Origin of the sequence: Psychrobacillus sp. NPDC093200, from assembly GCF_050280345.1 — a bacterium.
GTDB classification, from domain to species: Bacteria; Bacillota; Bacilli; order Bacillales_A; family Planococcaceae; genus Psychrobacillus; species Psychrobacillus faecigallinarum.
The window spans coordinates 107096-132993 of sequence record NZ_JBNNVC010000001.1; the positions used below are offsets into that span (position 1 = coordinate 107096).

At 36.1% G+C, this 25898-nt stretch carries 24 protein-coding genes and 1 riboswitch; of the genes, 11 read left to right on the forward strand and 13 right to left on the reverse strand.

Annotated elements, in window-relative coordinates:
• Nucleotides 1-9: 9 nt before the first annotated feature.
• Nucleotides 10-837: an undecaprenyl-diphosphate phosphatase gene (locus ACQKNZ_RS00585; RefSeq protein ID WP_144538375.1), complete on the forward strand. Its 828-nt coding sequence runs from the start codon at nt 10-12 to the stop codon at nt 835-837.
• 36 nt (nt 838-873) lie between these two features.
• Here the strand turns inward: ACQKNZ_RS00585 and ACQKNZ_RS00590 are convergent, their stop codons facing one another.
• Together ACQKNZ_RS00590 and ACQKNZ_RS00595 are read right to left on the reverse strand one after the other, a co-directional pair.
• A complete protein-coding gene (locus tag ACQKNZ_RS00590) occupies nt 874-2520 on the reverse strand; it encodes a sensor histidine kinase (RefSeq protein WP_427657458.1) in 1647 nt (548 codons plus the stop codon).
• Between the two features lie 2 nt (nt 2521-2522).
• Entirely contained in the window at nt 2523-3224 is a 702-nt protein-coding gene (locus tag ACQKNZ_RS00595) for a response regulator transcription factor (RefSeq protein ID WP_427657459.1), read from the reverse strand.
• Between the two features lie 107 nt (nt 3225-3331).
• Between ACQKNZ_RS00595 and ACQKNZ_RS00600 the strand changes: the two genes are divergently transcribed.
• The 4 genes from ACQKNZ_RS00600 to ACQKNZ_RS00615 all read left to right on the forward strand — a co-directional run bounded on the left by ACQKNZ_RS00600 (nt 3332) and on the right by ACQKNZ_RS00615 (nt 8750).
• Nucleotides 3332-4534, forward strand: a complete 1203-nt coding sequence (locus tag ACQKNZ_RS00600; RefSeq protein ID WP_427657461.1) for a DUF418 domain-containing protein — start codon at nt 3332-3334, stop codon at nt 4532-4534.
• 207 nt (nt 4535-4741) lie between these two features.
• A riboswitch (cobalamin riboswitch) is annotated at nt 4742-4920 on the forward strand.
• A 158-nt stretch (nt 4921-5078) separates the two neighbouring features.
• Nucleotides 5079-7304, forward strand: a complete 2226-nt coding sequence (locus ACQKNZ_RS00605) for a ribonucleoside-diphosphate reductase subunit alpha (protein ID WP_427657463.1) — start codon at nt 5079-5081, stop codon at nt 7302-7304.
• Entirely contained in the window at nt 7304-7747 is a 444-nt protein-coding gene (locus ACQKNZ_RS00610; protein ID WP_340862369.1) for a flavodoxin, read from the forward strand. Before ACQKNZ_RS00605 ends, ACQKNZ_RS00610 begins: the two co-directional genes overlap by 1 nt.
• Nucleotides 7719-8750 carry a ribonucleotide-diphosphate reductase subunit beta gene (locus ACQKNZ_RS00615; RefSeq protein WP_427657465.1) on the forward strand — a complete coding sequence of 344 codons (1032 nt, stop codon included), beginning with the start codon at nt 7719-7721 and terminating at the stop codon, nt 8748-8750. The genes ACQKNZ_RS00610 and ACQKNZ_RS00615 overlap by 29 nt, the downstream gene beginning before the upstream one ends.
• Before the next feature lie 231 nt (nt 8751-8981).
• On the opposite strand, the gene ACQKNZ_RS00620 is transcribed toward ACQKNZ_RS00615, so the two are convergent.
• Entirely contained in the window at nt 8982-9191 is a 210-nt protein-coding gene (locus ACQKNZ_RS00620) for a hypothetical protein (RefSeq protein WP_427657467.1), read from the reverse strand.
• 123 nt (nt 9192-9314) lie between these two features.
• Between ACQKNZ_RS00620 and ACQKNZ_RS00625 the strand changes: the two genes are divergently transcribed.
• Entirely contained in the window at nt 9315-9479 is a 165-nt protein-coding gene (locus tag ACQKNZ_RS00625; protein ID WP_427657469.1) for a hypothetical protein, read from the forward strand.
• Between the two features lie 134 nt (nt 9480-9613).
• Here the strand turns inward: ACQKNZ_RS00625 and ACQKNZ_RS00630 are convergent, their stop codons facing one another.
• Both ACQKNZ_RS00630 and ACQKNZ_RS00635 read right to left on the reverse strand, forming a co-directional pair.
• A complete protein-coding gene (locus ACQKNZ_RS00630) occupies nt 9614-10690 on the reverse strand; it encodes a sensor histidine kinase (RefSeq protein ID WP_427657471.1) in 1077 nt (358 codons plus the stop codon).
• A 13-nt stretch (nt 10691-10703) separates the two neighbouring features.
• Nucleotides 10704-11417, reverse strand: coding sequence for a response regulator transcription factor (locus ACQKNZ_RS00635; RefSeq protein ID WP_154311889.1), 714 nt, complete (start codon nt 11415-11417; stop codon nt 10704-10706).
• A gap of 173 nt (nt 11418-11590) precedes the next feature.
• On the opposite strand from ACQKNZ_RS00635, the gene ACQKNZ_RS00640 reads away from it, so the two are divergent.
• Genes ACQKNZ_RS00640 through ACQKNZ_RS00650 form a run of 3 tightly spaced genes read left to right on the forward strand, consistent with a single transcriptional unit; the run spans nt 11591 to nt 14732 of the window.
• On the forward strand, nt 11591-12466 hold the full coding sequence (locus ACQKNZ_RS00640) for an ABC transporter ATP-binding protein (RefSeq protein ID WP_427657473.1): 876 nt from the start codon (nt 11591-11593) through the stop codon (nt 12464-12466).
• A complete protein-coding gene (locus ACQKNZ_RS00645; RefSeq protein ID WP_427657475.1) occupies nt 12463-14004 on the forward strand; it encodes a hypothetical protein in 1542 nt (513 codons plus the stop codon). The genes ACQKNZ_RS00640 and ACQKNZ_RS00645 overlap by 4 nt, the downstream gene beginning before the upstream one ends.
• Before the next feature lie 47 nt (nt 14005-14051).
• Complete coding sequence (locus ACQKNZ_RS00650) at nt 14052-14732, forward strand: DUF4097 family beta strand repeat-containing protein (protein WP_427657477.1); 681 nt, start codon at nt 14052-14054, stop codon at nt 14730-14732.
• Here the strand turns inward: ACQKNZ_RS00650 and ACQKNZ_RS00655 are convergent.
• Together ACQKNZ_RS00655 and ACQKNZ_RS00660 are read right to left on the reverse strand one after the other, a co-directional pair.
• Nucleotides 14719-14928, reverse strand: a complete 210-nt coding sequence (locus tag ACQKNZ_RS00655) for a hypothetical protein (protein WP_427657479.1) — start codon at nt 14926-14928, stop codon at nt 14719-14721. The two genes, ACQKNZ_RS00650 and ACQKNZ_RS00655, sit on opposite strands and share 14 nt — an antisense overlap.
• 126 nt (nt 14929-15054) lie before the next feature.
• Nucleotides 15055-15891 carry a TetR/AcrR family transcriptional regulator gene (locus ACQKNZ_RS00660; RefSeq protein WP_340862374.1) on the reverse strand — a complete coding sequence of 279 codons (837 nt, stop codon included), beginning with the start codon at nt 15889-15891 and terminating at the stop codon, nt 15055-15057.
• Between the two features lie 96 nt (nt 15892-15987).
• On the opposite strand from ACQKNZ_RS00660, the gene ACQKNZ_RS00665 reads away from it, so the two are divergent.
• Nucleotides 15988-19077, forward strand: a complete 3090-nt coding sequence (locus tag ACQKNZ_RS00665; protein WP_427658875.1) for an efflux RND transporter permease subunit — start codon at nt 15988-15990, stop codon at nt 19075-19077.
• Between the two features lie 177 nt (nt 19078-19254).
• Here the strand turns inward: ACQKNZ_RS00665 and ACQKNZ_RS00670 are convergent, their stop codons facing one another.
• Nucleotides 19255-19623 (reverse strand): VOC family protein, encoded by a 369-nt coding sequence (locus ACQKNZ_RS00670; RefSeq protein WP_427657481.1) that lies wholly within the window; start codon nt 19621-19623, stop codon nt 19255-19257.
• A gap of 104 nt (nt 19624-19727) precedes the next feature.
• Nucleotides 19728-20228 (reverse strand): DUF1697 domain-containing protein, encoded by a 501-nt coding sequence (locus ACQKNZ_RS00675; RefSeq protein ID WP_427657483.1) that lies wholly within the window; start codon nt 20226-20228, stop codon nt 19728-19730.
• Between the two features lie 245 nt (nt 20229-20473).
• Here ACQKNZ_RS00675 and ACQKNZ_RS00680 point away from each other — a divergent pair, with 245 nt between their 5' ends.
• Complete coding sequence (locus ACQKNZ_RS00680; RefSeq protein ID WP_427657485.1) at nt 20474-22546, forward strand: bifunctional diguanylate cyclase/phosphodiesterase; 2073 nt, start codon at nt 20474-20476, stop codon at nt 22544-22546.
• 53 nt (nt 22547-22599) lie between these two features.
• Here ACQKNZ_RS00680 and ACQKNZ_RS00685 read toward each other — a convergent pair whose 3' ends face one another.
• From ACQKNZ_RS00685 to ACQKNZ_RS00700, 4 genes are read right to left on the reverse strand one after another with little or no spacing between them, the layout of a single operon-like run.
• The gene (locus tag ACQKNZ_RS00685; RefSeq protein WP_427658877.1) at nt 22600-23304 is read right to left on the reverse strand and encodes an energy-coupling factor transporter transmembrane component T family protein; all 705 of its coding nucleotides are present in this window, start codon (nt 23302-23304) and stop codon (nt 22600-22602) included.
• A 40-nt stretch (nt 23305-23344) separates the two neighbouring features.
• The gene (locus tag ACQKNZ_RS00690) at nt 23345-24709 is read right to left on the reverse strand and encodes an ABC transporter ATP-binding protein (protein ID WP_427657488.1); all 1365 of its coding nucleotides are present in this window, start codon (nt 24707-24709) and stop codon (nt 23345-23347) included.
• The gene (locus ACQKNZ_RS00695; RefSeq protein WP_144538389.1) at nt 24702-25283 is read right to left on the reverse strand and encodes an ECF transporter S component; all 582 of its coding nucleotides are present in this window, start codon (nt 25281-25283) and stop codon (nt 24702-24704) included. The genes ACQKNZ_RS00690 and ACQKNZ_RS00695 overlap by 8 nt, the downstream gene beginning before the upstream one ends.
• Complete coding sequence (locus ACQKNZ_RS00700) at nt 25276-25866, reverse strand: YkoF family thiamine/hydroxymethylpyrimidine-binding protein (protein ID WP_427657490.1); 591 nt, start codon at nt 25864-25866, stop codon at nt 25276-25278. The genes ACQKNZ_RS00695 and ACQKNZ_RS00700 overlap by 8 nt, the downstream gene beginning before the upstream one ends.
• Nucleotides 25867-25898 lie beyond the last annotated feature (32 nt).

Consider the following 25898-nt stretch of genomic DNA (forward strand, 5'->3'; position numbering starts at 1 on the left):
GGAGATCGTATGGAAATTCTAGAATTATTTAAAGCACTAATATTAGGTTTTGTAGAAGGTATGACAGAATTTGCTCCAGTATCATCTACGGGTCATATGATTATTGTGGATGATATGTGGCTGCAAACAAAAGATTTTTTAGGGGAATATTCAGCAAATACATTTAAAATTGTTATTCAACTTGGGTCGATTCTCGCTGTAGTTGTTGTTTTTTGGAAAAGGCTACTAAGTTTAATAGGCTTATATCAAATAAAGGATGCGCCAAAAGGTGAACAGTTAAAACTGACTCACGTAATTGTTGGTCTTATTCCGGCTGGTGTACTTGGTGTGTTATTTGAGGATTATATCGATGAGCATTTATTTACAACAAAGACGGTTTTAATAGGTTTAGTGCTTGGTGCTATTTTAATGATTATAGCAGATAAGTTAGGACCTAAGCATCCGAAAACGAATACACTAGACAAGATTACATATAAGCAGGCGATTCTTGTAGGGCTTATACAATGTCTATCATTATGGCCAGGGTTTTCTCGTTCTGGATCAACTATTTCCGGTGGGGTATTATTAGGGATGAACCATAAAACGGCGGCAGATTTTACTTTCATCATGGCTGTGCCGATTATGGCAGGGGCAAGCTTCCTTTCTCTTTTGAAAAACTGGGAATATGTAGAGATGGATCACATTGGCTTCTATGCAGTGGGCTTTGTCAGCGCATTTGTTTTTGCATTAATATCGATACGCTTCTTCTTGAAACTGATCGATAAAGTCAAGTTAACTCCGTTCGCAATTTATCGTATTGTATTAGCTGCAGTACTAGCAGTTATTATATTTTTATAAGAAAAACAAAAAGCATTGGGAGCTCCCAATGCTTTTTTATTCTATTGGAAAAGTGACGGTCACCAGTGTTCCTATTTTTGAGGATTCTACCAGTATCGTTCCGTTATGTGCTTCTATTAGTTGCTTGGAGATTGCTAAACCAAGCCCAGTGCCCGAAATTTCAGAGGTAGTATTTGTACCTCTATAATAACGGTTAAACAAGTTGTCTAAAGCTACCTTTGGAATACCAGGTCCCTCATCTCGGATGACCAGACAGGCTAAGCTATCTTTTTCATAAATTTCTAAGTGTACCTTGGTGCCCTTCGGAGTATGTTTTACTGCATTTCCTACAAGATTGTCGAGAACCCGTTCAAATAGCTTTGCATCTAAATAGACGGTAATATCCTTGTTTCCTATAGGTTCTTGAATATCATTCCAATCACAGGCGTAAACATAGGACCTTAAAAAATCAAAGAGATTCAACTTTTCTTTGTTAAGTTGAATCGCATCGTTTTTCAACTGGTAAGTATATGTCAAATCCTCGATTAACGCATTCATATAAATAGATTTTTCCTGCATTGTTTTAGCGAAACGTTGTACCTCTATGGGGGTCCATGTGTACTCATTAGATGATAGCATTATAGAATATCCATAAATAGAACTAAGAGGGGTTTTTAAGTCGTGAGAGAGACCAGTGATCCAATCCTCTCTTAGTTTTTCCGTTTTTATTATTTTCTCTTCGTTACTTTTCAATGTATTTGCTAACCTAGCTAGTGACTTGTCCACTTCCTCGTATATACGGTATTTTCGTTTAAATCTACCGGATTTTGGGGAACGTAATTTTTTGTCATTTGGAGGATCGTAGTCCTTTACGCTTAATTTTTCAATTCTATGTAAGAAATATAGTAAGGGACGACCAAATCGATATCCAATCCAAATGGAAAAAAGAATAGTAAAGATAAACAGGAAGAGATGGAACGCTAAAATGGAGAACACTAGCTTTTTCATAGTATCTATTAAGGCTGGTTCAAAGGGATGATAATTAGTATTTGGCATTCGTACTACTAGGACTTTTCCATTTTCCATCGTTTGAAAGGCAGTAATTTCTTTTCTTTCAAAGTAATCCTGACTATTTGTAACTATCTCCATGCTACTTAATGCTTTATATACATCTCCATAAAGGATTTCTTCTCTTATCCCATCTTGGTTATATATTTCAACGGCTGCATCTACAGATGAAAACTCCTTTTCCAGCTCATCGTTCATTTGAATTTTATTATTAATGTAAAGTTTACCAAGCAACAAATCTACAGGTTGGTTTTCTATGAAAAGTAAGAACAGCTGGTCTGTTAACTCCCAAACAGCGTGATCTTGTTTCTGTATGTCAACCCATTCAATAGGTAGTATTTCTTGTTCAGTAGTTGCAAGTACTTCGCCTGCTTGGTCTACAAGATATAAATGGCCGGAGTTTTGCTTAGCCAATTTAATAAAGTCCTCCGAAAATACATAGCTGCCATCCGGTTGTTTTGCAATGTCACTTTCTATTTCAAAGGCTTCCAATGCACGAATATCTGAGATAGCTTCCTTTGAAAGCAGGTCGAAAATGATATAAGCAAACATTCCAAATGTGACTAAAAATAATACAGCATAAAATACAACAAAATAAACTAAAAATCTTAGAGATATTTTACTTGAAAGTCTCATTACTATTTCGCCTCGTTTACGAGCTTATAGCCAATCCCTCTAATTGTAATCAGCTGTTTAGGATTACTAGGGTTTTGTTCAATCTTCTCTCGGAGTCTCCGTATATGTACCATGATTGTGTTGTCATCTATATAACTGTCTTCTCCCCAGATAGAAAGAAAAATTTGCTCCTTAGATAAAATCTGTCCGGCGTTTTCACAAAATAGGAGTAGTAAATGAAATAGTTTGCCCGTAACAATGCTTTTTTCTCCGTTCACAGTAAGTTCTGCGCTTCCCTTATCTAACAAAAAATGGCCGAATTTATATACTTTTTCATCGGAAGCTTTAAAGGAAGAAGTATAGCGTTTCATGTGTGCTTTCACTCGAGCAGCTAATTCCAGTGGATTAAAAGGTTTTGTTATGTAATCGTCAGCTCCATTCATAAATCCTCTTATTTTGTCAGCATCACTTTCTTTTGCTGTTAGAAAAAATATAGGAGCATCGGATTTAAAACGAATTTGTTTAGCTAAATCAAGTCCCACTCCATCCGGAAGCATTATATCGAGAATATATAAATCATAATGCATATTGGAAATATAATTACTTGCCTTCTGGTAAGTTTCACAAATAACAATATGTCGAAAATTTTCTTTTCTTAAAATAATTTCTACCATCTCAGCGATAGCAAGCTCGTCTTCAACTATCAAAATATTAGTTTCTTCCATTAGTAAATCACTCCTAGAAATATTTAAGGTTTCTGTAAGGTTAGTTTCAATTTATTATAAGCTTACCATTTTATACTAACTAAGAGATATTTTTAGGAGGTTTCATGATGAAAGAAGAAAGAGTGCGTTTTATAGATGCTTTAAGAGGAATCAGTTTGTTTGGTATATTATTAGCGAATTTGTTAATTTTCCATTACGGTATATGGGGAAAGGAAGAATTAGAGTACTTTACGGCTTCTGCCACAGACAAGACTATTTATGCTATTCTTAAAATAGCAGTAGAAGGTAGTTTTATGCCGATATTCACTTTTTTGTTTGGTTTTTCATTAATAAAACTAGCAGAATCAATTAAAAAAAAGAACGGAAAAGTAAAAAGGCATTTATGGAGACGTTTTATATTTCTTTTTATTCTAGGTTTACTTCATTCAACCTATTTATGGGAAGGGGATATTCTAGCCTTTTACGGGTTAATGGGATTATTCCTATTACTTTTTTTAAATAGAAAAAAGAAAACTTTAATTATATGGGGAACTGTTTTGTTTGTATTGACTGGTGCTCTTAGTTACGGAATGGAAGAAAAAAGTAAGGAAGAGTTGGAAAAGCAATCATTATACATAGAAACCACAAATGAAGTCTATCAAAATGGCTCTTATGAGGAAATTAAGCAACACAGAAATACAGAGGATCCACTGTATTTTGAAAGTGAAGGGGAGAAAATATTTTTTAGCTTGTTTATGCTTTTGTTTGGACCATTGTTGACGTCACCGATGTTTTTGTTTGGTATGGCAGCTGCAAAGGGTGGCTTATTTCTACACATGGAACGAGAACAAAAATGGTATATATTAAGTATGGCTCTTTTGCCAATTAGTTTACTTTTAAAATCTATCGCTATTATTGGAGAAGAAACAAATTGGACAGCAGTTCTATTACAAATGGGTACACAATTACTGTGTATATCCTATATTGGTATATTTGCTATCCTATTTATAAAGTTCTCAGGTAACAAGGTTTTCATTGGTTTTGAAAGTGTTGGGAAACTTTCTTTAACAAATTACATTATGCAAAGTGTTATTTGTACTTTTATCTATTACGGATACGGTTTAGGACAATTTGGCTCTTTGGGCATGCTAAATAGTGTCTTGCTGGGCTTTGTAATTTTTGTTCTACAGTGTATAGGTAGCTACTACTACTTGAAGGTATTCAAACGAGGTCCCTTGGAAATGATTCTTCGAATGGGAACAAACCTCTCCTGGAGCGGTCATATGAAAGCTAAGAAAAAGAAGGTAAAGCTGCAAGGTAAGCCTGTATGAATAAATACGAAAGTAAGTTTTCATAATACGGCTACGAAAGCTTATAAAATTTATATAGAATAGAGATTAGAAAGAGCGATTAAAGGGATATGAAATTAGTTTAATGTACAGAAATAAAGCTGTGTATCAAACGTCTAGTCTTTTTACCTATGTACAAGTTTAAACACAATATGTTAGGGTATATAAGTAACCAAAACACAATATATAGTATTTATACGATGAAAAGGTACCGTTATGGTTTAAAAGGGAATTCGGTGAAATACCGAAGCTGTCCCCGCAACTGTAAGTGTGGACAACTGTTGAATATGCCACTGCGATTTTTCGTGGGAAGGCCAGCAGAAGGAAGAAACACGAGCCAGTAGACCTGCCTGTTTATCGGTGAAGCAACACTTTCTTCGGGGGTTGAGAGGTGGGGGCGAGAGACTCTATCTTTAAACGAACGATACGTCTTGTTGTTTCCTACTTTAAAATCGTGAGCGATGACTCAGCCGAAGAGGCTAGAGCCATCGCTTTTTTGTTATGTAAAGACAGGGAGGAATTCTAAATGACCATTATTTCAAACACAGAAAAACAACAGGTACTATACCAATTAACACAGGAGTTTGGGGAAGAAAAGATAGCACCATTAAGGAGGTCACATGACAAGTGGCTACAAAAACACCCAGAGGGCAATATTGCTAGCTGGTCTAAAGCCATGTCCTTAGAGTCACTGAGCTTTCTTGATGAACATGAACCTTATTGGACATTTGTAGCGGCTCGAATCTATTTAGCAGAAGTATATTCGCAACAAGCGGAACGAAGAAATACAACGGCAGATGCAGTCTATACAAAGTTTGCAGATAACGTTCAAAAGCTATCGGCTAAGGGAATTTATGATTCTCGTATCATAGAAACCTATTCTACAGAGGAATTAGAGCAATTAGCAGAAATCCTCGTTACTGAAAGAGACTTCCTCTTCACATATATAGCTTTAAAAACGCTTTTAGATCGTTATGTAGCGAAGGATTTTGATAAGACTATTGTAGAATTGCCACAAGAACGCTGGATGATTATTGCAATGACGCTAATGAAGGACGAAAAAGAAAACCGCATAGAAAAAATTAAAGAAGCCTATTGGGCGATGAGCAATTTATATATGACGGTTGCTACTCCTACTCTTTCTAATGCAGGAAAGCCACACGGGCAGCTTTCTAGCTGTTTTATCGACACGGTTGATGACAGTCTACAAGGAATTTATGATAGCAACACAGACATAGCCACACTTTCTAAGTTTGGAGGAGGAATAGGCGTTTATATGGGCAAGGTCCGTAGCCGGGGCTCTTCTATAAGAGGTTTTGTGGGAGCGTCTAGTGGCGTTCTTCCATGGATAAAGCAACTAAACAATACAGCTGTCAGCGTAGATCAGCTAGGCCAACGTCAAGGTGCAGTAGCTGTTTACTTAGATGTGTGGCATAAAGATATATTTACATTTTTAGATTTAAGACTAAATAATGGCGATGAACGACTTCGAGCACATGATATTTTTACTGGTGTATGCTTGCCAGATTTGTTTATGGAAAAGGTTGATGCAAGAGGAGAATGGCATTTGTTTGACCCTCACGAGGTTCGTCAGCTCAAAGGTTACTCATTAGAAGACTTTTATGATGAAAAACGTGGAGATGGTTCTTTCAGAGAAAAGTATGAAGAATGTGTAATGGATCATCGCCTTTCACGAGAAACAGTTCCAGCAATAGATTTGATGAAGCGAATTATGCGATCCCAGTTAGAAACGGGTGTCCCATTTATGTTTTATAGAGATGAAGTGAATCGCCGTAATCCAAACAAGCATGTTGGAATGATTTATAGTAGTAATCTTTGTACGGAAATTTTTCAAAACCAAAGTGCCACTGAATTTGAATCCATCCAGCTAGAGGACGATGTGATTGTAACTCGCAGAAAACCTGGTGATTTCGTAGTTTGTAACCTTTCTTCTATTAATTTAGGTAAAGCAGTACCAGAGGATGTACTAGAACGATTGATAAACATCCAGGTAAGAATGTTAGACAATGTTATAGATATGAACATGATTCCAGTGCCACAGGCAGAGCGCACAAACGCAAGGTACCGTGGAATTGGACTTGGAACGTTTGGTTGGCATCATTTACTTGCCCTTAAGCAAATTCGTTGGGAATCAGAGGAAGCGGTAGAGCTTGCTGATAATCTATATGAAAGAATTGCCTATTTGACGATTCAAGCTTCCTTAAATCTTGCGAAGGAAAAAGGGGCCTACCCTTTATTCGAAGGTTCTGATTGGCAAACAGGGGCTTATTTTGAAAATCGACAATATGAAGGAGAGGAATGGGTAAGTCTGCGTGATAAAGTAGCTGAAAATGGTATCCGAAATGGATATTTGATGGCCGTTGCACCAAACTCATCTACTTCCATTTTAGCGGGAAGTACGGCAAGTATTGATCCGATTTTCCAAAAGACCTATTCAGAGGAAAAGAAAGATTATAAAATTCCAGTGACAGTCCCAGATTTAAATTCAGAGACGACATGGTATTACAAATCAGCTTACTTTATCGACCAGCATTGGACGTTAAAACAAAATGCCGCCCGTCAAAGACATATCGACCAAGGTGTTTCGCTAAATCTATATGTTCAAAATACTATTAAAGCTAAGGAATTGTTAGCGCTGCACTTAGATGCCTGGAATAGTGGTCTAAAAACAACTTATTATGTACGTTCCACTTCAATAGAACTGGTAGAATGTGAGTCTTGCTCGAGCTAATGAAAACCATCATTTGTTATTTGAGCTATAGCGGAAATACAGAAGAGATAGCTGAACTTTTAAAAGTGAATTTAGAGGAACAAGGTTATATGGTGGACATGTATGAAATAGGTGATGGGATAGTGCCACAGCTATCGGCATACGACTTCCTATTTCTAGGAACCTTCACTTGGGACGAGGGTGGCATTCCGGATGAAGTGAAGGAATTTGTTCGAGCAGTGGGCTATAAACCGAAAAATGTCTATATATTTGGTTCAGGAGACACACAATTCGGTGGCGACGACTTATTTTGCAATGCTGTAAACAAACTAACCGAGTTTTATGCTTGTGAATATGAAGGTTTGAAAATAGAACAATCACCAAGAGGAAGTCAAGAAAAAATAGTTACAAAATGGCTAGAGGGAGTTTTGGAAAATGTTAAAGGCAAAAACATTAGAACCTAGAAACCCAAACAAATCCACAGGGATATTTAATGGGAAATCGAGTGGAATTTTAAACTGGAATGATATAGCTTATCCGCATTGGCATAAAATCTATAAACGCTTACTAGGGAACTATTGGCAAGCAGATGAGATTAATATGTCGAATGATATTAAGCAATTTGATAGCTTAACAAAATCGGAGCAGGAGGCCTATTTGAAAATAATTGGTCTACTGGCTACATTAGATGCGCCCCAGACTCGTACAGCTCTGTTGCTGTCACTTTACGCTACAGATTCATCCGTACAATCTATTATGGCAGTAATCGCGCAGCAGGAAGCTGTACATAATGAAAGTTATTCTTATGTGTTGTCCTCCGTTGTTTCGCTTAATGAACAAAATAAATCCTTCGAATTTGGAAGAACGGATGAGATATTATTAAAGCGCAACCAAAATATTATGAAATACTATAATGAGTTTGTGGAGAATCCAACGACAGAAAATATATTAAAAACATTAACTTACACAACGTTACTAGAGGGTTTATTTTTCTACTCGGGATTTGCCTATTTTTATAACCTTGCGCGCTATAACAAAATGGTAGGTACCTCTACAATGATTAGCTATATTAATAGAGATGAACTAGAGCATGGACGATTTATCTCAGAGTTATTCCGCGCTGTACTGGCGGAAAATCCTGAGCTTAATAATGAGGATATGATGAACTGGGTGTACGATCAATACAAAGAATCAGTGGAGCTCGAAATTGAATGGTCAAACTATGTGCTCAAGGACATTGAGGGAATTGATTTAGATGATATGCATGGATATATTAAGTACCGCGCTAATAAAATGCTGCGTCTTATCGGTCTTCATGAAATCTACCCGGAGTATGTAGAGAATCCTATGAAATGGATCCGTGCCTATGCTGATAATATAGATGGCACGAAAACAGATTTCTTCGAACAAAAGTCACGCCAGTATGTAAAAGTTAATGCCATCGATAATGGCTTTGACGACTTATAAGAAAAGCGCAAATGTCTATACTTACAGAGGATGGTCGTGACCTACGTCATGATCATCCTCCTTTTTAGTTAATAATAGAGGTAAGATAGACTATTTTTAATAGAATCTCATGAATACCATGATAATTAGAATTACTCGAAGTTTAGCGCTAAATTTTCTTGTGAAAATCGATAGTAGGGTTGCTCGTTTTAAACAACAGTGGAATATGTTTTATTAAAGGCCATGTTCAAGTTAATAGTTGATTTCAAATTCCCAGTACCATAATTCTCCATCTACACGGAGAATTGGGGCTATTTCATCTATCTCTCCACAATATATTTTGTCAAAATGTTTATATAATAATTGGCTTAACTCATCTAGATGGGGGCTAACAGCTTTACTAGAAGCATTATCTCCCATTTGAGAACCAAAGGTAATATAATAATTATCCTTCATTTCCATCAGTTCACCTTCATTCTTTAACTTCTTAATATAATGCTAACAGCTTCGTATCATCAAGCTAAAATTGATATTCACGGAATACAAGTAAAAGAGTTATAATGGTTATCAGCAAGGAAAAAGGACGTGTGCAAAATTAAAGAAGAAAATCAAATATTCAAAGCGTTTTTAAGAAGTCACCTTGATTGGTTGTCAGAGTTGCAAATTGCAATAAAAGAAAAAGACCTTGAAACAGCCGAAAAAATAATCGATAAAGTCGTAAGACAAGCGACGAACTCATTAGAGGATTAAAAGACAAGCTCACTTGAAAAAGTGGGTTCTTTTATTGCCTAAAAAAATAAAATTTTGCTATATCCGGCAAGCATTTTAAACCAACCTACCATACACATAATCCGCTTTATAAAATTAAGATAAGAGGGCCTATTTTAATTTTTCGGTAAGTAAATTAAAAAAGTAGTGCCAATATTTAATGCACTTTCTACCTGGATTCGACCATTATGGGCTTGAATAAAACGATAAGCAATAGCTAGACCTAAACCTGTACCACTGCTTTTACTTGCTGTGGTAGTACCTCGATAGTATTTCGTGAAAAGCTGGTCTATCGTTTCTTTTTCCATCCCTATTCCGTTATCATTTATTTTTAATACAATTTCAGTTGGACTTAGTTGTGCGATAGAAAAGGTAATAGTTGTTTTAGGTGGATTGTGTACAATCGTATTTACTAAAATATTCTGAATGGATCTTTTTAACAGCACCTGATCGAACTGTATGTTTAATTTCTCTATTTCGGCTTCAAAAAAAATTTGAGTGTCATGATAGCGTGGATCCATTTTAAAATTCTCTATTACTTCTTGAATAACCGCAACGATATCTCCAGCTTTCAAAAAAATAGGTACTGTTTGTTCTGGTGAATCGATTAAAGCAACATGCTGTAAATCATTAATTAACTCTTCAATATGCTGTCCCTTATCTGCAATTTCCCCTACAAATGTTTGCTGTTCTTCGGTAGACCATTCATAAGAAGGATTGAGTAGCAATGTAGAATAGCCATTAATATAAGTTAATGGTGTTTTTAAATCATGGGAAATTCCTGCAATCCAATCTAGTTTTGCTTCATCAATTTTCTTTCGATGTTGTTCTGTCGCTTGTAAATTATCATGAAGCACACCTAAATCGACAATAATGTTTTTATAAATTAAATAACGTAGTTTGATTTTCCCCTTCTTGTTATAAATTTTACGGTCAAGGATGTCTTCATTAAATTCGCCGGTTGTTAAATGCTGAATCCATTTTTGAATGGACCATAGAGGGCTAGCAAAATACCACGCAAATAGGGAACTAAATGTAACGAGCTGTAAGGTGAATACGATAATGACGATGAGCGTTGCATAAGGGGTGTCGTCCATAAAACCTAGTGAAGGTAAAAGTATTTCTATAGTCACTGCCATGGCAATTGACATAGTACATACCCAGAGGATAATCCCCAATATGAAATAAATCATGAAATAAATCATATTATTGTTCCCTTTTAATTGGTGGAATGAATTTATAACCTAATCCACGCATATTGACAATGATTGTTGGATTTTTTGAGTAATCTCCAAGTTTTCTTCTGATTTTGGAAATATGCATCGCAACTGTTTTTTCATCGCCCCAAAATTGTTCACCCCAGACACGCTCATATAGCTGAGACGAAGTAAAAAGCTGATTTGGATGTTTAAAGAAAAATGTCATAAGTTCAATTTCTTTCGCAGTACATGGAACAACTTCATCATGTACTTTTAATAGTGCTTGTGTCTGGTCGAAAAAAATAGTTGGAAATTGATAAACTTCGGGTAGCGATGATTTTGTTTCGTAAAGTTTTTGACGTCTAAGTATCGACTTTATGCGTGCAACAACTTCGAGCGGGTTAAATGGTTTTGTAATATAATCATCTCCCCCAATACCTAAGCCAAGAAGCTTATCATAATCTGTTGATCGCGCTGTAACAAAAATTATAGGTGCTAATGAATGCGTGCGTATTTCTTGGCAAAGATCAAAACCATTACAATCTCCTAGCATGACATCGAGCAAAATAATATCATACGATTGCTGTTTTACTAAGGTCAGTGCTCCCATACCTGATGTAGCCGTTGTTATGTTTATAAAATGTTCCTTCATTAAGGTAATCTTTAGTAACGTTAAAATTCCCTCTTCATCGTCTACTAATAAAATTCGACTATTCTCCATTGCTCCACCACCATCAATATTTAGATATCTACTTATAGCGTATCATATTTTTAGCCTCTAATTTCCAGACAAAAAATGTTTCCTTCATTTTAATTACAGTTTACCTAATTTTTACTTTCATTTTCTATGCTTATTGTTAGTTGCGAATTGGTGTATTAAATGGAGGAAAGAAAATGAAAATATCAATAGAAAATGTAAGTCGAAAATATGGGCAGCATGTAGCTATTAACCAGTTAAATCTTGAGTTAACTAACGGTGTCTTTGGATTACTAGGTCCGAATGGTGCTGGGAAATCAACTTTAATGAAAATGCTTGCCACTATTGAAAAGCCGTCTGCAGGAAGAATCCTTGTTAATGATTTGAACATATCGAAGTCACCAAAACAAATACGTAAGCAATTAGGCTATTTACCTCAAGATTTTGGGATTTATCCAAATATGACACCGCTAGAATTTTTAGAATATATGGCAGTAATGAAAGGTCTCCCAGCAAAACCAGCTAAAATACGCATTCATGAACTGCTTGAGTTTTTGAATCTTGAGCAGCATCGAAACCGGATGATTGGTAATTTTTCTGGGGGAATGAAGCAACGAGTCGGAATTGCTCAGTCTTTATTGAATGATCCTAAGTTATTAATTGTCGATGAGCCAACAGTTGGTTTAGACCCACAAGAGCGTATTAATTTTAGAAATCTGCTGGCATCACTTTCAACAAATAGAATTATTATTTTATCTACACATATTGTGTCTGATATTGATAGTTTGGCTACGGATATAGCAATACTTGCGAAAGGTAATTTACAAGTACAGTCAAAACCAGAAGCATTAATTCAACAAGTCGAAAATAAGGTTTGGCATAGTGTCATTCCTTCAAGCGCTCTAGCGGAAGTACAGAAGAAATTTATAGTGAGCTCACTGGCACATCGTAGTGATGGCTTACATGTTCGTATTGTCAATGAACACAAGCCTTTACAAGATGCGATATTAGTTGAGTCATCTTTAGAGGATGCCTACTTGTATCACGTGGTAAAGAAGGGTGAACGTATATGAGGATAATTACAAATACCGCACTGATTGTGAAGGGGAATTTACTCACACAAATGCGGACATACACGTTTTTTTTAATGATTGGTTTAACGCTTTTTTTAAGTTACTTATTCATTCCTAGTGCCGACCGTCATTATGAAGTGTTTTATATTGGTGGGGTACGAGGTGTTTATAACTCAGCCTGGCTCGGGGGAATGCTTGCCATGGTCAGTAATTTACTATTATGGTTATTCGGCTTTTACTTTTTAAGAGGAACCATTAGTCATGATGAGCAGTTGCGTGTCGCACCGTTTATCGCGACCTCGCCAATTACAAAGAGTGCATACATTTGGACAAAGGTCATGTCAAATTTTTTTATTTTGGTCATCATTAGCACATCATTGCTACTATCGTTTATATTTATGCAGATTATTCGAGCAGAGGACACACAAATTTTATGGGGTGATTATTTGTTGCCATATATTTGTATGACCCTTCCATCAATATTTCTTTTGGCATCGTTCACAATTGTTTTTGATGTGATTGGGTGGCTTAAAGGTACTTTAGGTAACATTATTTTTTTCTGTTTTTGGATAGCAATTAGTGTATTTTCGATTTCATTTCCAAATATACTTTTCGATTTATTTGGATTAAATAGAATCTTAACAAATATGGTAAATGACGCTACACAAGTATTCCCGTTTTTAAAGGATAGTGACAGTGGAGGGAGTTTTGGCTATTATCCGGTAGCGAATGTCTTAACATTCACATGGGAAGGGATTGTATGGACAAAGGGAATGCTGATAAGTAGTTTTCTTTGGTTATTCATCGCACTCTGTAATATTTTGTTAGCAATCTTAACGTTTAATCGTTCTCAGAAGCATAAGCCTCGTACATTTGGTCATAAAAAGCATGAAGCAAGTGATTTAACAAGAATACAAGAAGATGTACGGCTGTTATCACCAGTACAATACGAGCAATCATTCCACTATGCTCGATTGATCATTGCGGAGTGGAGGGTTTTACTAAGAGGGTATTCTAAATGGTTGTATAGTATTTTAATAATTTCTCTTATTTTGAGTTATGCACTGCCAATGAATATTTTAGGAAGCTGGTCTCCGTTATTCATGTTGTTTCCACTTGCTATTTGGTCAAAAATGGGTACGGTAGATACTACTCATCGAACTGAACAGTTAATAGTGTCCACACCTTATGCATCAATGAAATTTTTCATTACATGGCTTTCTGGACTGTTTATCACGCTCATTTATTCTTTCGGTATTGTTTTACGACTTAGTTTAGCTGGAAATATTAGCGCAGTGATTGCTTATGTAATCGGGATTTTATTTATTGTGACATTGGCGATTACATTGGGCTATTTTACTAAATCAAGAAGAGTCTTTGAATCGGTTTTTCTTTTACTATGGTATATGGGACCAGTTAATCAAATTCCATATTTAGATTTCACAGGAATTTCTATGGATCAATCGTTACAGTATTTCATTATTTCAGTATGTTTAATGGGTAGTGTAGTTATTTTACAAAAGAAAAGGTTGGGATAAGGATGAAATTCAAGATATTAAGTATTGTAAGTGTGGTAATTATTTTTATGATTATATTGATCTCCTATGTGTTAAATAAGGAAGAGTCAACAGCATCGAAGCAGTATAGTATCGAGAAAGTGAGTACTATAGAAGTTCAAACAACTGCTGCCAACATCATATTTGTTGCATCAGAAAATAGCGAGGTCACTGTACGAGCATCTGAAAAAATGAAGATAGATACTACTATTTCAGGTGATATATTACGTATTAAATCAGATGAAACAGGGAATGGAATCGTGAATTTAAAGAGTGGAGAAATACTAGTAGATATACCAACAAGTGCATTTCTAGGGTTAATTGCAAATACAGATTCCGGGAAAATACATGTGGAGGAAATGAGTTTATCCAATTTAAAAGCAACGTCAACATCAGGTGAAATCACTGTTAAACGACTAACTAATCACTTTACGATTATCAATGAATCGGGTGACGTTGAAGTAGCATCGATTGGAGATTCAATAGGGAAAAGTAGCATATCGACTAATTCTGGTCATATTAATGTACAGTTTTTAGAAAAACCACAAGCTATAGCTGCGGAAACAAAATCAGGGAAAATAGCAACTTCCTTATTTCCAGAGACTAGCATTAAATCACAGAATGCTGGCTATGGACTTCATGAGGGACTTGAGACAGAAGATGATTTCTTAAAGTTAAGTAGTATAACAGGAAATATTAAAATTCACTAGAATATTTGCAAGCAAAAGTAGCTAATTTTTCCTTTTCTTTTAACTTAAAACGATGTTGTCGAACCGTCGATACACTATTCGCTGAGGAGTGAGCGACAATGTCCTTGTCTGACCATCCTTTCGCAAAAAGTAAAAGCTTAAATAACTCTGTCTGTACCTCTGATAAACCTGTATGTTTCTTATCTAAATGAATCATGGCAGGCGGCACTCCCCCGTGGAACGCGTCCGCCTAAAGCGAAAATCAACCATCTATTGTTAAACGCAACATATAATACTTTCTCCTTAAAAAAACGTACAACCCAAAGGGATGTACGTTTTCTTGTTAAATGGAGTACTTCTCTCTTATTAAATAGGCAACCCACTTACATTGAGGGTTGTTTTTAATATTTTCCAATAAACCCTTAATAATGGCGAGGCTATTGTTTTCACTTTGTAAGCAATTTTTTAAGAGCTCCAATGATTCTTTTTCAATCGGCTCCTCAATTTCTATTATGAGCTGCTCGATTAATTCAATAATCTGTTTTGAATTATTATCAGTACCTTCAATATGATCCTGTAAGATCTGTGCACTTTCCTTGGTGATAAAAGGAATAGTGGAATGCTTAGCTAAGATGTTTGTCTTCTCTACTAGCGATTTAGTGAGGATATCTAGATCTAGTAGAGGTAATTCGTAGATTAAGAAAAGATCCACGTAGACCTTCATAAATCCTTTTATACAAATTAGCAAATCAAACTTAGTCTTTTCATTTTCTAATACCAAATGATCAATTATGTATAAGATAATGTCATTTACCTTACTATCATAATAAGACAATCTATTCAAAAGGTTTTCATTTACTGTATGGGTTTGCTCCTTAAAGAAAATCTTTGCAAAAGTAGAGTTATCTTGAAACGCTTTATTGGTAGTGTAAAAAAATGTAGATAGCATATCATCAGAATGTGAACAGTCTTTGACTGATGAGTCAATATCAGCAATTATTTGTTTCATAAAGCAATCTACAAAAGAGATGATTAGTTCATCCTTAGATTTATAAGAAAGGTAGAAGGCACCTTTAGAAATTCCGCAATGGTCAGTAATTTGTTGGACTGATGTAGCTTCAAAACCTTGTTTAGCAAACAGTTCTAACGCTTTATCCATAATTAGTTGTTTCTTTACCATATATAATCGCTCCTAATGCATATTGTTGACAAATGACCAATTAGTCATTATTATAAATAAATGAGTTCGATAAGTCAATTGAGGGTAGGTGTAAGGGTGAAAGGGTTAGTAAATTTTGTCCTGAAAAATAAACTAGCAGTTTGGTTATTAACGATTATTATAACTGTTTCTGGTATTTATTCAGGTACAAGAATGAAAATGGAGACCATTCCAGATATCTCGATTCCGTTCTTAATGGTGATGGAAGTTTATCCTGGTGCGACTCCTGAAAAAGTAATGGAAGACGTTTCGATGCCTTTTGAAAAAGCATTAGAAGGATTAGAAGATGTTAAGTCTGTATATTCTAATTCATATTCGAGTATGTCTAGCATTCAAGTGGAATACGAATACGGCACTGACATGGATGAAGCAAAACGCGCCATGGAATCTGCCTTGGATAAAATATCTTTACCGGAAGGTGCACAGGAGCCAACTATAACAGCAATCAGTATGAATATGATGCCAGTAGTTGCACTTAGTGTAAGTAGTACAGAAGAGGATATTGTAGAACTAACATCGACAGTAGAAGATATTTTACTTCCAAAAATTGATAAAATCGATGGCGTTGCATCGGCGACTATAACAGGTCAACATATTGAAGAAGTGGAGCTTACATATGACGAAGCGAAGATGGCTGAATTGGATGTAACAGAAGACACTGTCAAGCAAATGATTCAAGCAAGTGATATGGCTGTATCATTAGGATTGTTTGAATTTGAAGAAGGTGAGCAGGCAGTAGCAGTCGATGGTAAGTTTATGACTGCTGATGAATTAAAAGAAATGCTAATTCCTGTGACTCCATCTGCTACCAACCCATCTCCATTTGTTAAATTAGGGGATATTGCACAGGTTGAGGTTGTTGGTAAAGTAGAGTCTGTTTCACGTACTAATGGCAAGGATGCCATCGCAATTCAAATAGTAAAAAACCAAGATGCTAACACAGTAACGGTAGTAAATGCAGTGAAGGATTTAATCGCAGAAGAAGAAAAGAACATTGATGGTATTGTTATTGATGTATCTCTAGACCAAGGTGCTCCTATCGAAGAATCTGTATTCACGATGGTAGAAAAAGCAGTCTTTGGTGGTTTGATCGCAGTATTAATCATTTTGCTATTCTTGCGCGATTTCAAATCTACTATTATTTCAATTGTATCTATACCAGTATCTATATTCATGGCTTTACTGCTATTAAATTGGTTAGATATAACGTTGAACATTATGACACTTGGAGCAATTACGGTTGCGATTGGACGGGTAATTGATGACTCCATTGTAGTAGTAGAAAATATTTATCGTCGTTTACATTTAAAAGGTGAGCCATTATCAGGTCGTGCTTTAGTTCGTGAAGCGACTATTGAAATGTTCAAGCCAATCCTTTCATCTACATTAGTAACAGTGGCAGTATTTGCACCGTTAATCTTCGTCGGTGGAATGGTTGGAGAATTATTCATGCCATTCGCATTAACAATGACTTTTGCTCTTGGTGCATCTTTATTGGTAGCGATTACGATTGTACCAGCAATGTCTCATTTCTTATTTAAGAAAAAACTTTATGCTGAAAAAACAGAAAGTAATCACAAAGAGCAAGGCAAATTAGCTGAAGGTTATAAGAAAATTCTAAAATGGACATTGAACCATAAAATTATTACTTCTATTGTTTCTATTGCATTATTAGTAGGTAGTCTAATGCTTACTCCTTTAATTGGCTTTAGTTTCTTAGGAAGTGAAGAAGAAAAAGTAATGTATTTAACATACACACCAAAAGCTGGTGAACTAAAAGAAGATACCTTAGCTAACGTTACAAAAGTTGAAGAAGAGATGCTAAAACGCAAAGATATCGATATCGCTCAAGTATCTATTAACGGTGACGGTGCAAATGACATGACTGCTATGATGGGCGGGGGTACAGGCGGAGCGTTAATGTACTTGATCTTTGATGAAGACATGGAAGATTTCCCTGGTGCTCGTGAAGAAATTGAGGAGTATGTCTTTAACATTGGTCAAACCGGCGAATGGAAGAGCCAAAACTTCTCGAGTATGTCTATGTCAACAAATGAAATCAGCTACACATTCTATAGCGAAAATTTAGATAAACTAAATGAAGCTGTATCTATGGTTGAAGGGGTAATGGGAGAAACAGAAGGATTAAAAGATGTTTCTTCAAGTGCCGAAGATAGCTATGTAGAGTATACGTTCCAAGTAGCACAGGATGAATTATTACAATATGGTTTAACAACAGGTCAAATCGTTATGATGTTAAGTCCTACTACTACTCAGGAAGTATTAACTACAGTTGAAAAAGACGGTAATACTTTAGAGGTTATCGTACAACAAGAACAAACAGAAACACCTAAATCAATTGATGATATTTTAGCAAAAGAAGTTCCGACAGCAATGGGAACAACAATCCCATTGTCTGAAATTGTAACAGTAGAAGAAGGGTACGCTTTAAATACGCTTGCGCGTAGTAAAGGAGAGTACTATGCTACTGTATCAGCTACAATCCTAGATGATGATATTTCAAAAGCTTCAGCAGATGTAGATGAAGCGATTGAAGAATTAGACTTACCTAAGGGTGTAACAGTTGGAGTTGCAGGGGTAACTGCAGATATGAATGAAACATTTACTCAGCTTGGAGTGGCGATGCTTGCAGCGATTGCGATTGTTTACTTCATCTTGGTAGTAACATTTGGTGAAGGTGTAGCGCCATTTGCTATCCTATTCTCGTTACCATTTGCAGTAATCGGTTCATTTGCAGGTCTATGGCTTGCAGATGAAACAATTTCCGTATCTGTTATGATGGGTCTCCTCATGCTGATAGGTATAGTTGTGACGAACGCTATCGTGCTTGTGGACCGTATTATTCATATGGAACGTGATGGTATGACAATGCGTGAAGCAATCTTAGAAGCTGGGGCAACACGTTTACGTCCAATTCTTATGACTGCGATTGCAACAATTGGAGCACTTGTTCCACTTGCGGTTGGTTCAGGTGGTGGCGGTGGTTTAATCTCTAAAGGATTAGGTATTACCGTAATCGGTGGTCTAGCAAGTTCAACATTGTTAACGCTGATTATAGTTCCAATCGTTTATGAGGTTCTTTCTAAGCTATTTAAGAAAAAACGTAACGAAGTACAAGATAATTAATTAAAATAAAAACGCCTGTGGGAGTCATTTTCCCATAGGCGTTTTATTCAAATATAAGTGTTCCTGCAAGATGCGTGAGCGGCGGTGAGGGATTATTGGCTACTTCTACGGAAAGCGAAAACCTAAAGCGGAGTGGAAATCGAAGAACATTTTTGTCTCGACTGCGCTTTTTTTAAGTCACATCCACTCTAAAATCTCGATTCGATTACCAAATGGATCATGAATGTAGATGCGATTAGCTCCTGGTAGCTCTGCATCGACTACAAAGCTTACTCCTTGTTCGGATAAATGCTCTTTTAGAGCTTCTAAGTTTTCCGCCTCGAATGCTGGATGTGCCTTCTTGGCAGGAGAAAACTTTTCTTCAACCCCAATGTGAATTTGATAGCTACCTAATGTAAACCATACACCGCCCTTCTTTTTTAGAAGAGGTGGTTTTTCTATTTCTGGCAATCCTAAAATTCCAGTGAAGAATCGGCGAGCTTCTTCTTCACAGCCCTTTGGAGCAGCTAATTGAATATGATCGATTTTTTTAAAAGTAAACGACATGCTTCATACCCCCTTATGAATAACTTTATTTTAACGTAAGTTTTCTGATAATAAAAATTTATTTAATTCATAAAAAGGTATAAGAAATTCTTATGTCAAACATACTACATTCTTTCTAATATTTTTATCACTGTATTTTTGTTTCTAGCTGTGCAAACCGTTTGGAGCTTCTTTTCAAAGAAGGCATTCGTATACTTTGTCTGGTGATAGTTTTTTGAATGATTAATGATCAAATTACGTCTATGAAGAACTACAAAATCGTCCTCTACTATTTCCTTAAGTATAGTAATCTGTTCGTTGGTAATTTTCCTTTGTAGAAACATGACAAAGGTTTGGTCATTTAAGAAAAGTGGATGGTTATGTACTTCTTCCAATTCAGATTTCGTTCTTAAAGTAACCGGAATAGAGAACCCATAGGTGATTCTTAGTGCTTCCTCTAACTTTCCCTCGCTACATTCACCGTTATCAAAAATAACGTTTCCTGTTTGAATATATGTACGTACATTATGAAAGCCCAATTCTTCAAAGAGTTGCTTTAGAGATTTCATATCTACTTTATTAATCTTTCCTAAATTAATTCCTCTTAGCAGAGCCACTGATGACATTTAATAGCCTCCTATATAATTTTATGATAATACCTATTTTTAACAGTATTTGAATATTCGCAATAATTATATAACAAAAATAAGTAATCATAAAGAACCAATTTTCAAAAATTCGACACACATATATTGTAAAAATATTATAAAGTAAAATATTTAATCAAAATTATACTATTACATTATGGTTTTTATGTTATATGTCTGGTCGATATGGTATAGTTTAACAGATAAGTTGTTCGTCGAAAGGAATGACAAAGTTGTTTTTTAGTGCTATATCACCTATATATTCTATAGAGTTACAACCGGAGTATTCATTGGTCGGTGTGATAATTTCAATTATAGTTGCCTGTATTGCTTCATTTACAGCGCTATCGCTAAATGAAAGAGTCCAAAAAAATAGTTTTTTTCACTATTTATTTTGGTTAATATTAGCATCTATTTCACTTGGTTTGGGAATTTGGGCTATGCATTTTGTAGGTATGACCGCTATTACGTTGCCAATCAGTATGCATTACAATTGGATATTGACTTTTGTGTCACTAATTCCAGGTGTTTTAGCATCTTTTATTTTTTTCTATTGGGTAAATAAACCAATTCAATCTTGGTGGAAATATATAATTGCAAGTATTTTAATGGGGTTAGGGATAGCAGGAGTTCACTATATTGGAATCCGTTCCATGGAGATGGATGTGCAATACGTTTACGATAGACCTACTATATTTATCGCTTTGTGTATCTCTATCATGTTTACGCAGACTGCTTTATTTTCCATTAAATATTCATCTAAAAAGACAAAAAACTTTATTACTAAAACTTTTTCATCCATTTTAATGGGCTGTGCAATTGCTACAACTCATTATGTAGGAATATTAGCAATAAGTGTTTACGCCCCGAGAGATTATTTAGTCGCAACTGCAGAAAATCACTCGATGCATAATACTTTTCTAGGTGTAACTGTAACCTTTTTCCTTGGAATGCTAATAGGGGTATTACTTTTATCTAGTATGATGGATAGGTACGTAAAATATAGAGCCAATTATTTTGATAATCTCACAATGCTACCTAATCGTAGAAGCTTTGAATCATACATTGAAAAGTCTGTTATTGGTCAAACACTAGCAGTCTGGCATTTACATGACTTTGGAAAAATAAATCAAGAGTTTAGCTTCATGTTTGGTGACGAGGTCATTCAACATTTAACTAAAATCTTCACGGATTACAAGCCGCCATCAGCTCGTTTATTTAAATTTGAAAGCAATCGTTTCGCTTATATTATGAGAACTACTGATGACACAAATATCCATGAAATGCTAATAGCAATGGAAAAAATAGCGGAGATTTTAAAGAGACCCATTACAATTAAAAACAAAAAAATAGTACTTCCAGGGGTTTGTGCTATTTCCGCGGTAAAGGATTATCGAGACCTTCATTCAATCTATTCGAATGCCCTAGCTGTGTTTAATGACTCTTCCATTGAACATAAACATGAAGTAATTATGTTTGATCCGGTCATACATACGCATACGTTTGAAAAAGAATTAGTCGATGGAATTGAAAAAGCAATGATTAACAAAGAGTTATATCTCGTGTATCAACCAAAAATAAATCTACGAAATGTGGAAGTAGCAGGAGTAGAGGTTCTTCTAAGATGGAATAATTCAAAATATGGTTTTTTGTCTCCGGCTGTCTTTGTCCCTATGCTAGAGGAAAATTCGAAGATGGAAATGGTTACGGACTGGATTGTAGAACAGGCTTGTAAACAAATGTACCAATGGAAGAAAGAAAATATTTCACTAGGAAAAGTAGCGATTAATATACCTGGACATTATGTTACCTCTTCAGCTCTACTAAAACGTTTGATAAGTATTACAAGTAGTTATGAAATCTGTCCAAATGAAATAGAGTTAGAAATTACGGAAACTAGCTTTGTAAGTAATATTGAAGAAGCAATGCGGGCGGTAGGAGTATTTAGGGAGAAAGGTTTCTCTGTTGCCCTGGATGACTTTGGAACAGGGGTATCCTCACTTTCTTATTTAAAGCAAATACCAATCTCTACCTTAAAGATTGACAAAACATTTATTGAGGAAGTTCCAAATTCTCATAAAGATTCTTTAATAGTACAGGCTATTATTGCACTAGGGACGTCACTCGGACTAGAAATAGTCTTTGAAGGAGTGGAAACAAAAGAACAGGTAGGATTTTTAAGGGCATCCTGCGAAAATCCTATTTTACAAGGTTATTATTTTGCTAAACCTATGCGAGCAGAAGAACTATTTCATTGGCAAGAGAATATAAAACAAAAGTTTGCTGATAAAATATGATTGTATTTAAAGGAAGAGAGTGTCACCCAAGTCTGGTGTCACTCTCTTTGTTTTTACGCTAACCAAAAATTACTGAAACAACTGATTAATAATAAACCAATAAACAAGAATGCTAACATGAAATCATTCTTTTCAATAGTAACCTTATGATAAAAAAACCTTCTTGGTTCTCCTGTGAAACCCCTTGCTTCCATAGCAAATGCAACTTTCTCCGCTTTACGAACAGCTCCAGCGAGCATGGGGATTAGTACGCGCCGTAAACCTATTATTCTCTTGAAAATATTTGATTGGTCATCCAATCCCCTAAGTTTCTGTACCTGTTGAACTAGTATAAATTCATCCTTTAAGAGGGGTAGAAATTGATAACCAACCATAATTCCGTAAGCAATTTTTGGAGATAGTTTTAACTGCTGCATTAGGCTACGTATAAATATAATTGGATCGGTAGTTAAAGCAAATAACAAGCTTAGGCTAGAAAAAGCTAAAACGCGAAAGCTTAGGGACAAGGCGTGATTCAGTTGACTCATAGTTATTTCAACAGAACCGATAGACCAAAGAACAGGACCAGTCCTACTGTCTGCAAATAAAAGAGTAGTCCAAAGATAGCCAAATGCTGCTATAAAAAATGGTAGCATCAGTAAGCCCCATTTTCTCCAGGATATATGGCTTAAAAACATTTGCACCACAATAATACTTAACCAAAAAACAAGTGGAGTCCATGGATTGAAAAAAAACGCAAGTGTCAGCATGCAAATCATTACTATCACAAACTTAACAGACGGATTCATCCTATGTAGGCTAGTGTGCATAGAGAGCACCTCGTCTAGGTGAGAGTAATTGATGTTCTAGCAGTAAATCTTCTTTACCCCAAAAGCTGTCAGAGTGATATTTTCCTGTAATTGCTCCGTCTTTCATTAGTAAAATGGTGTCTGCAACCTTATAAGCAAACTCCATATCATGTGTAACAATTAGGAAGGTAGTACCTGCCTTAGAACGATTATCAATTACTTTAAACAGTTCGGCTAAAGTAGCGGAGTCCTGGCCAGAAGTAGGCTCATCCATCAGTATCACTTCACGATTCTGACAAAGCATAATGGCTATAGCTAGGCGCCTTTTTTGCCCATGACTGATTGAAAAAGGATGTGCATCTGAAACAGTAGATAAATTCAGTCGCTCCAACATTTTCTCCGTATTTTGAACACCACCGAAAGAAACCTCTTCCTTCACTTGCCCTGTAATAAACAAAAATTCTGGTGATTGAGGTACATAGCCTAACATGCTAGGCTTTACTTTGCCATTAGAGGGTAAAATACCTGAAAGAGCCTTCAATAATGTAGATTTCCCACTGCCATTTGGTCCAGCTAGCACTGCGATTTCTCCTTTATTTAAAGAGAATGAAGTTGGCTGTAAAAAATGCTTTGTACTAATATTTTCCACATGCAGAGACTTTTCTGCTTGAACCATGCTCTTCCTTTTGGTATAGCTTTCATACGGAATTCTATCTTCCTTTAACTTAATTGTTCGATGAAAGAAGTTGTCCCATAGGTCGAGTCTATGCTCAATCGCTAAGATGGTTATACTCGATTTTTGCTGAAGTAAGTCCAACCATTCAATATATTGTTTTGCGGTATACGGGTCCAGATGGGTGATAGGCTCATCTAACAATAATATTTCTGGCTCCATAATCATTGCACAAGCAGTGGCAACCCTTTGCTTCATACCTCCAGAAAGCGATTGAATGATGGAATGTCGATAATCCGTTAACCTAGTTAACTCCAATACTTCAGAAATCTTCGTCTCCATTTCTTCCCGTGCGACGAGTAAATTCTCTAAAGTAAAAGCAAGCTCTTCCTCTACAGTTGGCATACAAAATTGTGCATCTGGATCTTGAAATACTGTTGCGATACGATGATTGACTTCGCCAGGTCGATAGGAATCATTTTCTTTACCAAAAAGTTCTATTCTACCGGACACTATGCCATCGCAATTTTCTGGATAGAGACGATTGCACAAATAAAGTAAAGTGCTCTTTCCACAGCCGCTTGGTCCGGTTATGACGACACGCTCTCCTTTTTCGATAGACATAGAAAAGTTTGATAGAACAGCAGTATCCTTGTCTGGATAAGAAAAGGTGACATCTTCAAAACGGATAACTTTAGGCACGAATATCACCTTTTTTTGAACGCGAAATAGCATATCCTCTTAACGAACCAGTGGCAAGCAAGCCGTCAGCTACAGCTTTTCCACCTAAACCAGCAATGAGAGTTCCGCTAAAAATACGAACAACTAGCATGAAAACTACATATCCAGTGGTATAAACGGCAAATCCTCCTAAGAAATAGCCATACACAAAGCTAAAAACTGCGGATCCTGCTCCCGCAAGCATTAAAACCCAAAGGTCAAACCGTTTGTAACGTGTAGCGGCGAATACAGCCTCGGCACCTAGACCTTGTATGACACCAGAAAGGATAAGACGTGGCCCGACGGCATTACCTAAAAGTACCTCTATTGCTGCTGCGATAGTTTCCGAGATAACCGCCGCCCCGGGTTTCCGAATGATGTACATACAGATAATTGAAACGATAAACCAAACACCAAAAATCCACTCATATGCGATTGGTCCGACGAAGCCAGACCAAATGTTTCCTACATGAAGGAAGAGTAAATAAACAATCCCAAACACCACTGCAAAGACCGACATTAAAACAATTTCTTTTAGCTTCCATGATTTAAGCATGGAGGTCATCTCCGTGAGAAGGGCTATTAATGCTCATCGATAAAGTCATCACTAGATGCTTGTGCTCTTCTGATCTAGCTCTGCTGAAGGCTGCCTCATAATAAGCAAACACGTCATGGATATCCCCATGAATCCCGCTAGCATAATGCATAGATTCATTGAATACACCCTTCACTTTAGCGTGCTCAATCTCTCTGTAGATCACATCCATATAGTTAGGATTGTTCATAGGGTATAAAGCAAATTGAGAAGAAACATATTGGTTTGTTTCATCCTTATTTGTCACTTCATCAACCTTGTCTAAATAAACGTCAGCAGTGGTGTCGCCAGGACAACCCGCTGAAAATGTTCCAGAAAGAGCTACATGTACCCCTGTTTTGGCAGCATTCAGAGTAATAGATTTTGCCACATTAAATACATGAACTTGTTTTCCTCTGATAACGGTTGAGACATCATCCGTATGCATCCACACATTGGATACATCTGTATTCTGTAGTGCACCTTTAATAATACTTACAAATTCATTGCTCATCGGATGTAGGGAAAAACGAAACCCTACAATTGGACTTAAACCACATTCCATCCTAAAAACCTCCCTCAATTTTTTCATAAAAA

Bases quoted from the DNA above. Each gene is read 5' to 3' on its own strand.
- ACQKNZ_RS00700 (WP_427657490.1), bottom strand. From the start codon at position 25,866: ATGGAATGTGGTTTAAGTCCAATTGTAGGGTTTCGTTTTTCCCTACAT.
- ACQKNZ_RS00615 (WP_427657465.1), top strand. From the start codon at position 7,719: ATGTTAAAGGCAAAAACATTAGAACCTAGAAACCCAAACAAATCCACA.
- ACQKNZ_RS00675 (WP_427657483.1), bottom strand. From the start codon at position 20,228: ATGTCATCAGTGGCTCTGCTAAGAGGAATTAATTTAGGAAAGATTAAT.
- ACQKNZ_RS00590 (WP_427657458.1), bottom strand. From the start codon at position 2,520: ATGAGACTTTCAAGTAAAATATCTCTAAGATTTTTAGTTTATTTTGTT.
- ACQKNZ_RS00680 (WP_427657485.1), top strand. From the start codon at position 20,474: ATGACAAAGTTGTTTTTTAGTGCTATATCACCTATATATTCTATAGAG.
- ACQKNZ_RS00600 (WP_427657461.1), top strand. From the start codon at position 3,332: ATGAAAGAAGAAAGAGTGCGTTTTATAGATGCTTTAAGAGGAATCAGT.
- ACQKNZ_RS00595 (WP_427657459.1), bottom strand. From the start codon at position 3,224: ATGGAAGAAACTAATATTTTGATAGTTGAAGACGAGCTTGCTATCGCT.
- ACQKNZ_RS00660 (WP_340862374.1), bottom strand. From the start codon at position 15,891: ATGGTAAAGAAACAACTAATTATGGATAAAGCGTTAGAACTGTTTGCT.
- ACQKNZ_RS00610 (WP_340862369.1), top strand. From the start codon at position 7,304: ATGAAAACCATCATTTGTTATTTGAGCTATAGCGGAAATACAGAAGAG.
- ACQKNZ_RS00585 (WP_144538375.1), top strand. From the start codon at position 10: ATGGAAATTCTAGAATTATTTAAAGCACTAATATTAGGTTTTGTAGAA.
- ACQKNZ_RS00620 (WP_427657467.1), bottom strand. From the start codon at position 9,191: ATGGAAATGAAGGATAATTATTATATTACCTTTGGTTCTCAAATGGGA.
- ACQKNZ_RS00685 (WP_427658877.1), bottom strand. From the start codon at position 23,304: ATGATTTGCATGCTGACACTTGCGTTTTTTTTCAATCCATGGACTCCA.
- ACQKNZ_RS00605 (WP_427657463.1), top strand. From the start codon at position 5,079: ATGACCATTATTTCAAACACAGAAAAACAACAGGTACTATACCAATTA.
- ACQKNZ_RS00630 (WP_427657471.1), bottom strand. From the start codon at position 10,690: ATGATTTATTTCATATTGGGGATTATCCTCTGGGTATGTACTATGTCA.
- ACQKNZ_RS00650 (WP_427657477.1), top strand. From the start codon at position 14,052: ATGATTATATTGATCTCCTATGTGTTAAATAAGGAAGAGTCAACAGCA.
- ACQKNZ_RS00640 (WP_427657473.1), top strand. From the start codon at position 11,591: ATGAAAATATCAATAGAAAATGTAAGTCGAAAATATGGGCAGCATGTA.
- ACQKNZ_RS00655 (WP_427657479.1), bottom strand. From the start codon at position 14,928: ATGATTCATTTAGATAAGAAACATACAGGTTTATCAGAGGTACAGACA.
- ACQKNZ_RS00645 (WP_427657475.1), top strand. From the start codon at position 12,463: ATGAGGATAATTACAAATACCGCACTGATTGTGAAGGGGAATTTACTC.
- ACQKNZ_RS00695 (WP_144538389.1), bottom strand. From the start codon at position 25,283: ATGCTTAAATCATGGAAGCTAAAAGAAATTGTTTTAATGTCGGTCTTT.
- ACQKNZ_RS00670 (WP_427657481.1), bottom strand. From the start codon at position 19,623: ATGTCGTTTACTTTTAAAAAAATCGATCATATTCAATTAGCTGCTCCA.
- ACQKNZ_RS00635 (WP_154311889.1), bottom strand. From the start codon at position 11,417: ATGGAGAATAGTCGAATTTTATTAGTAGACGATGAAGAGGGAATTTTA.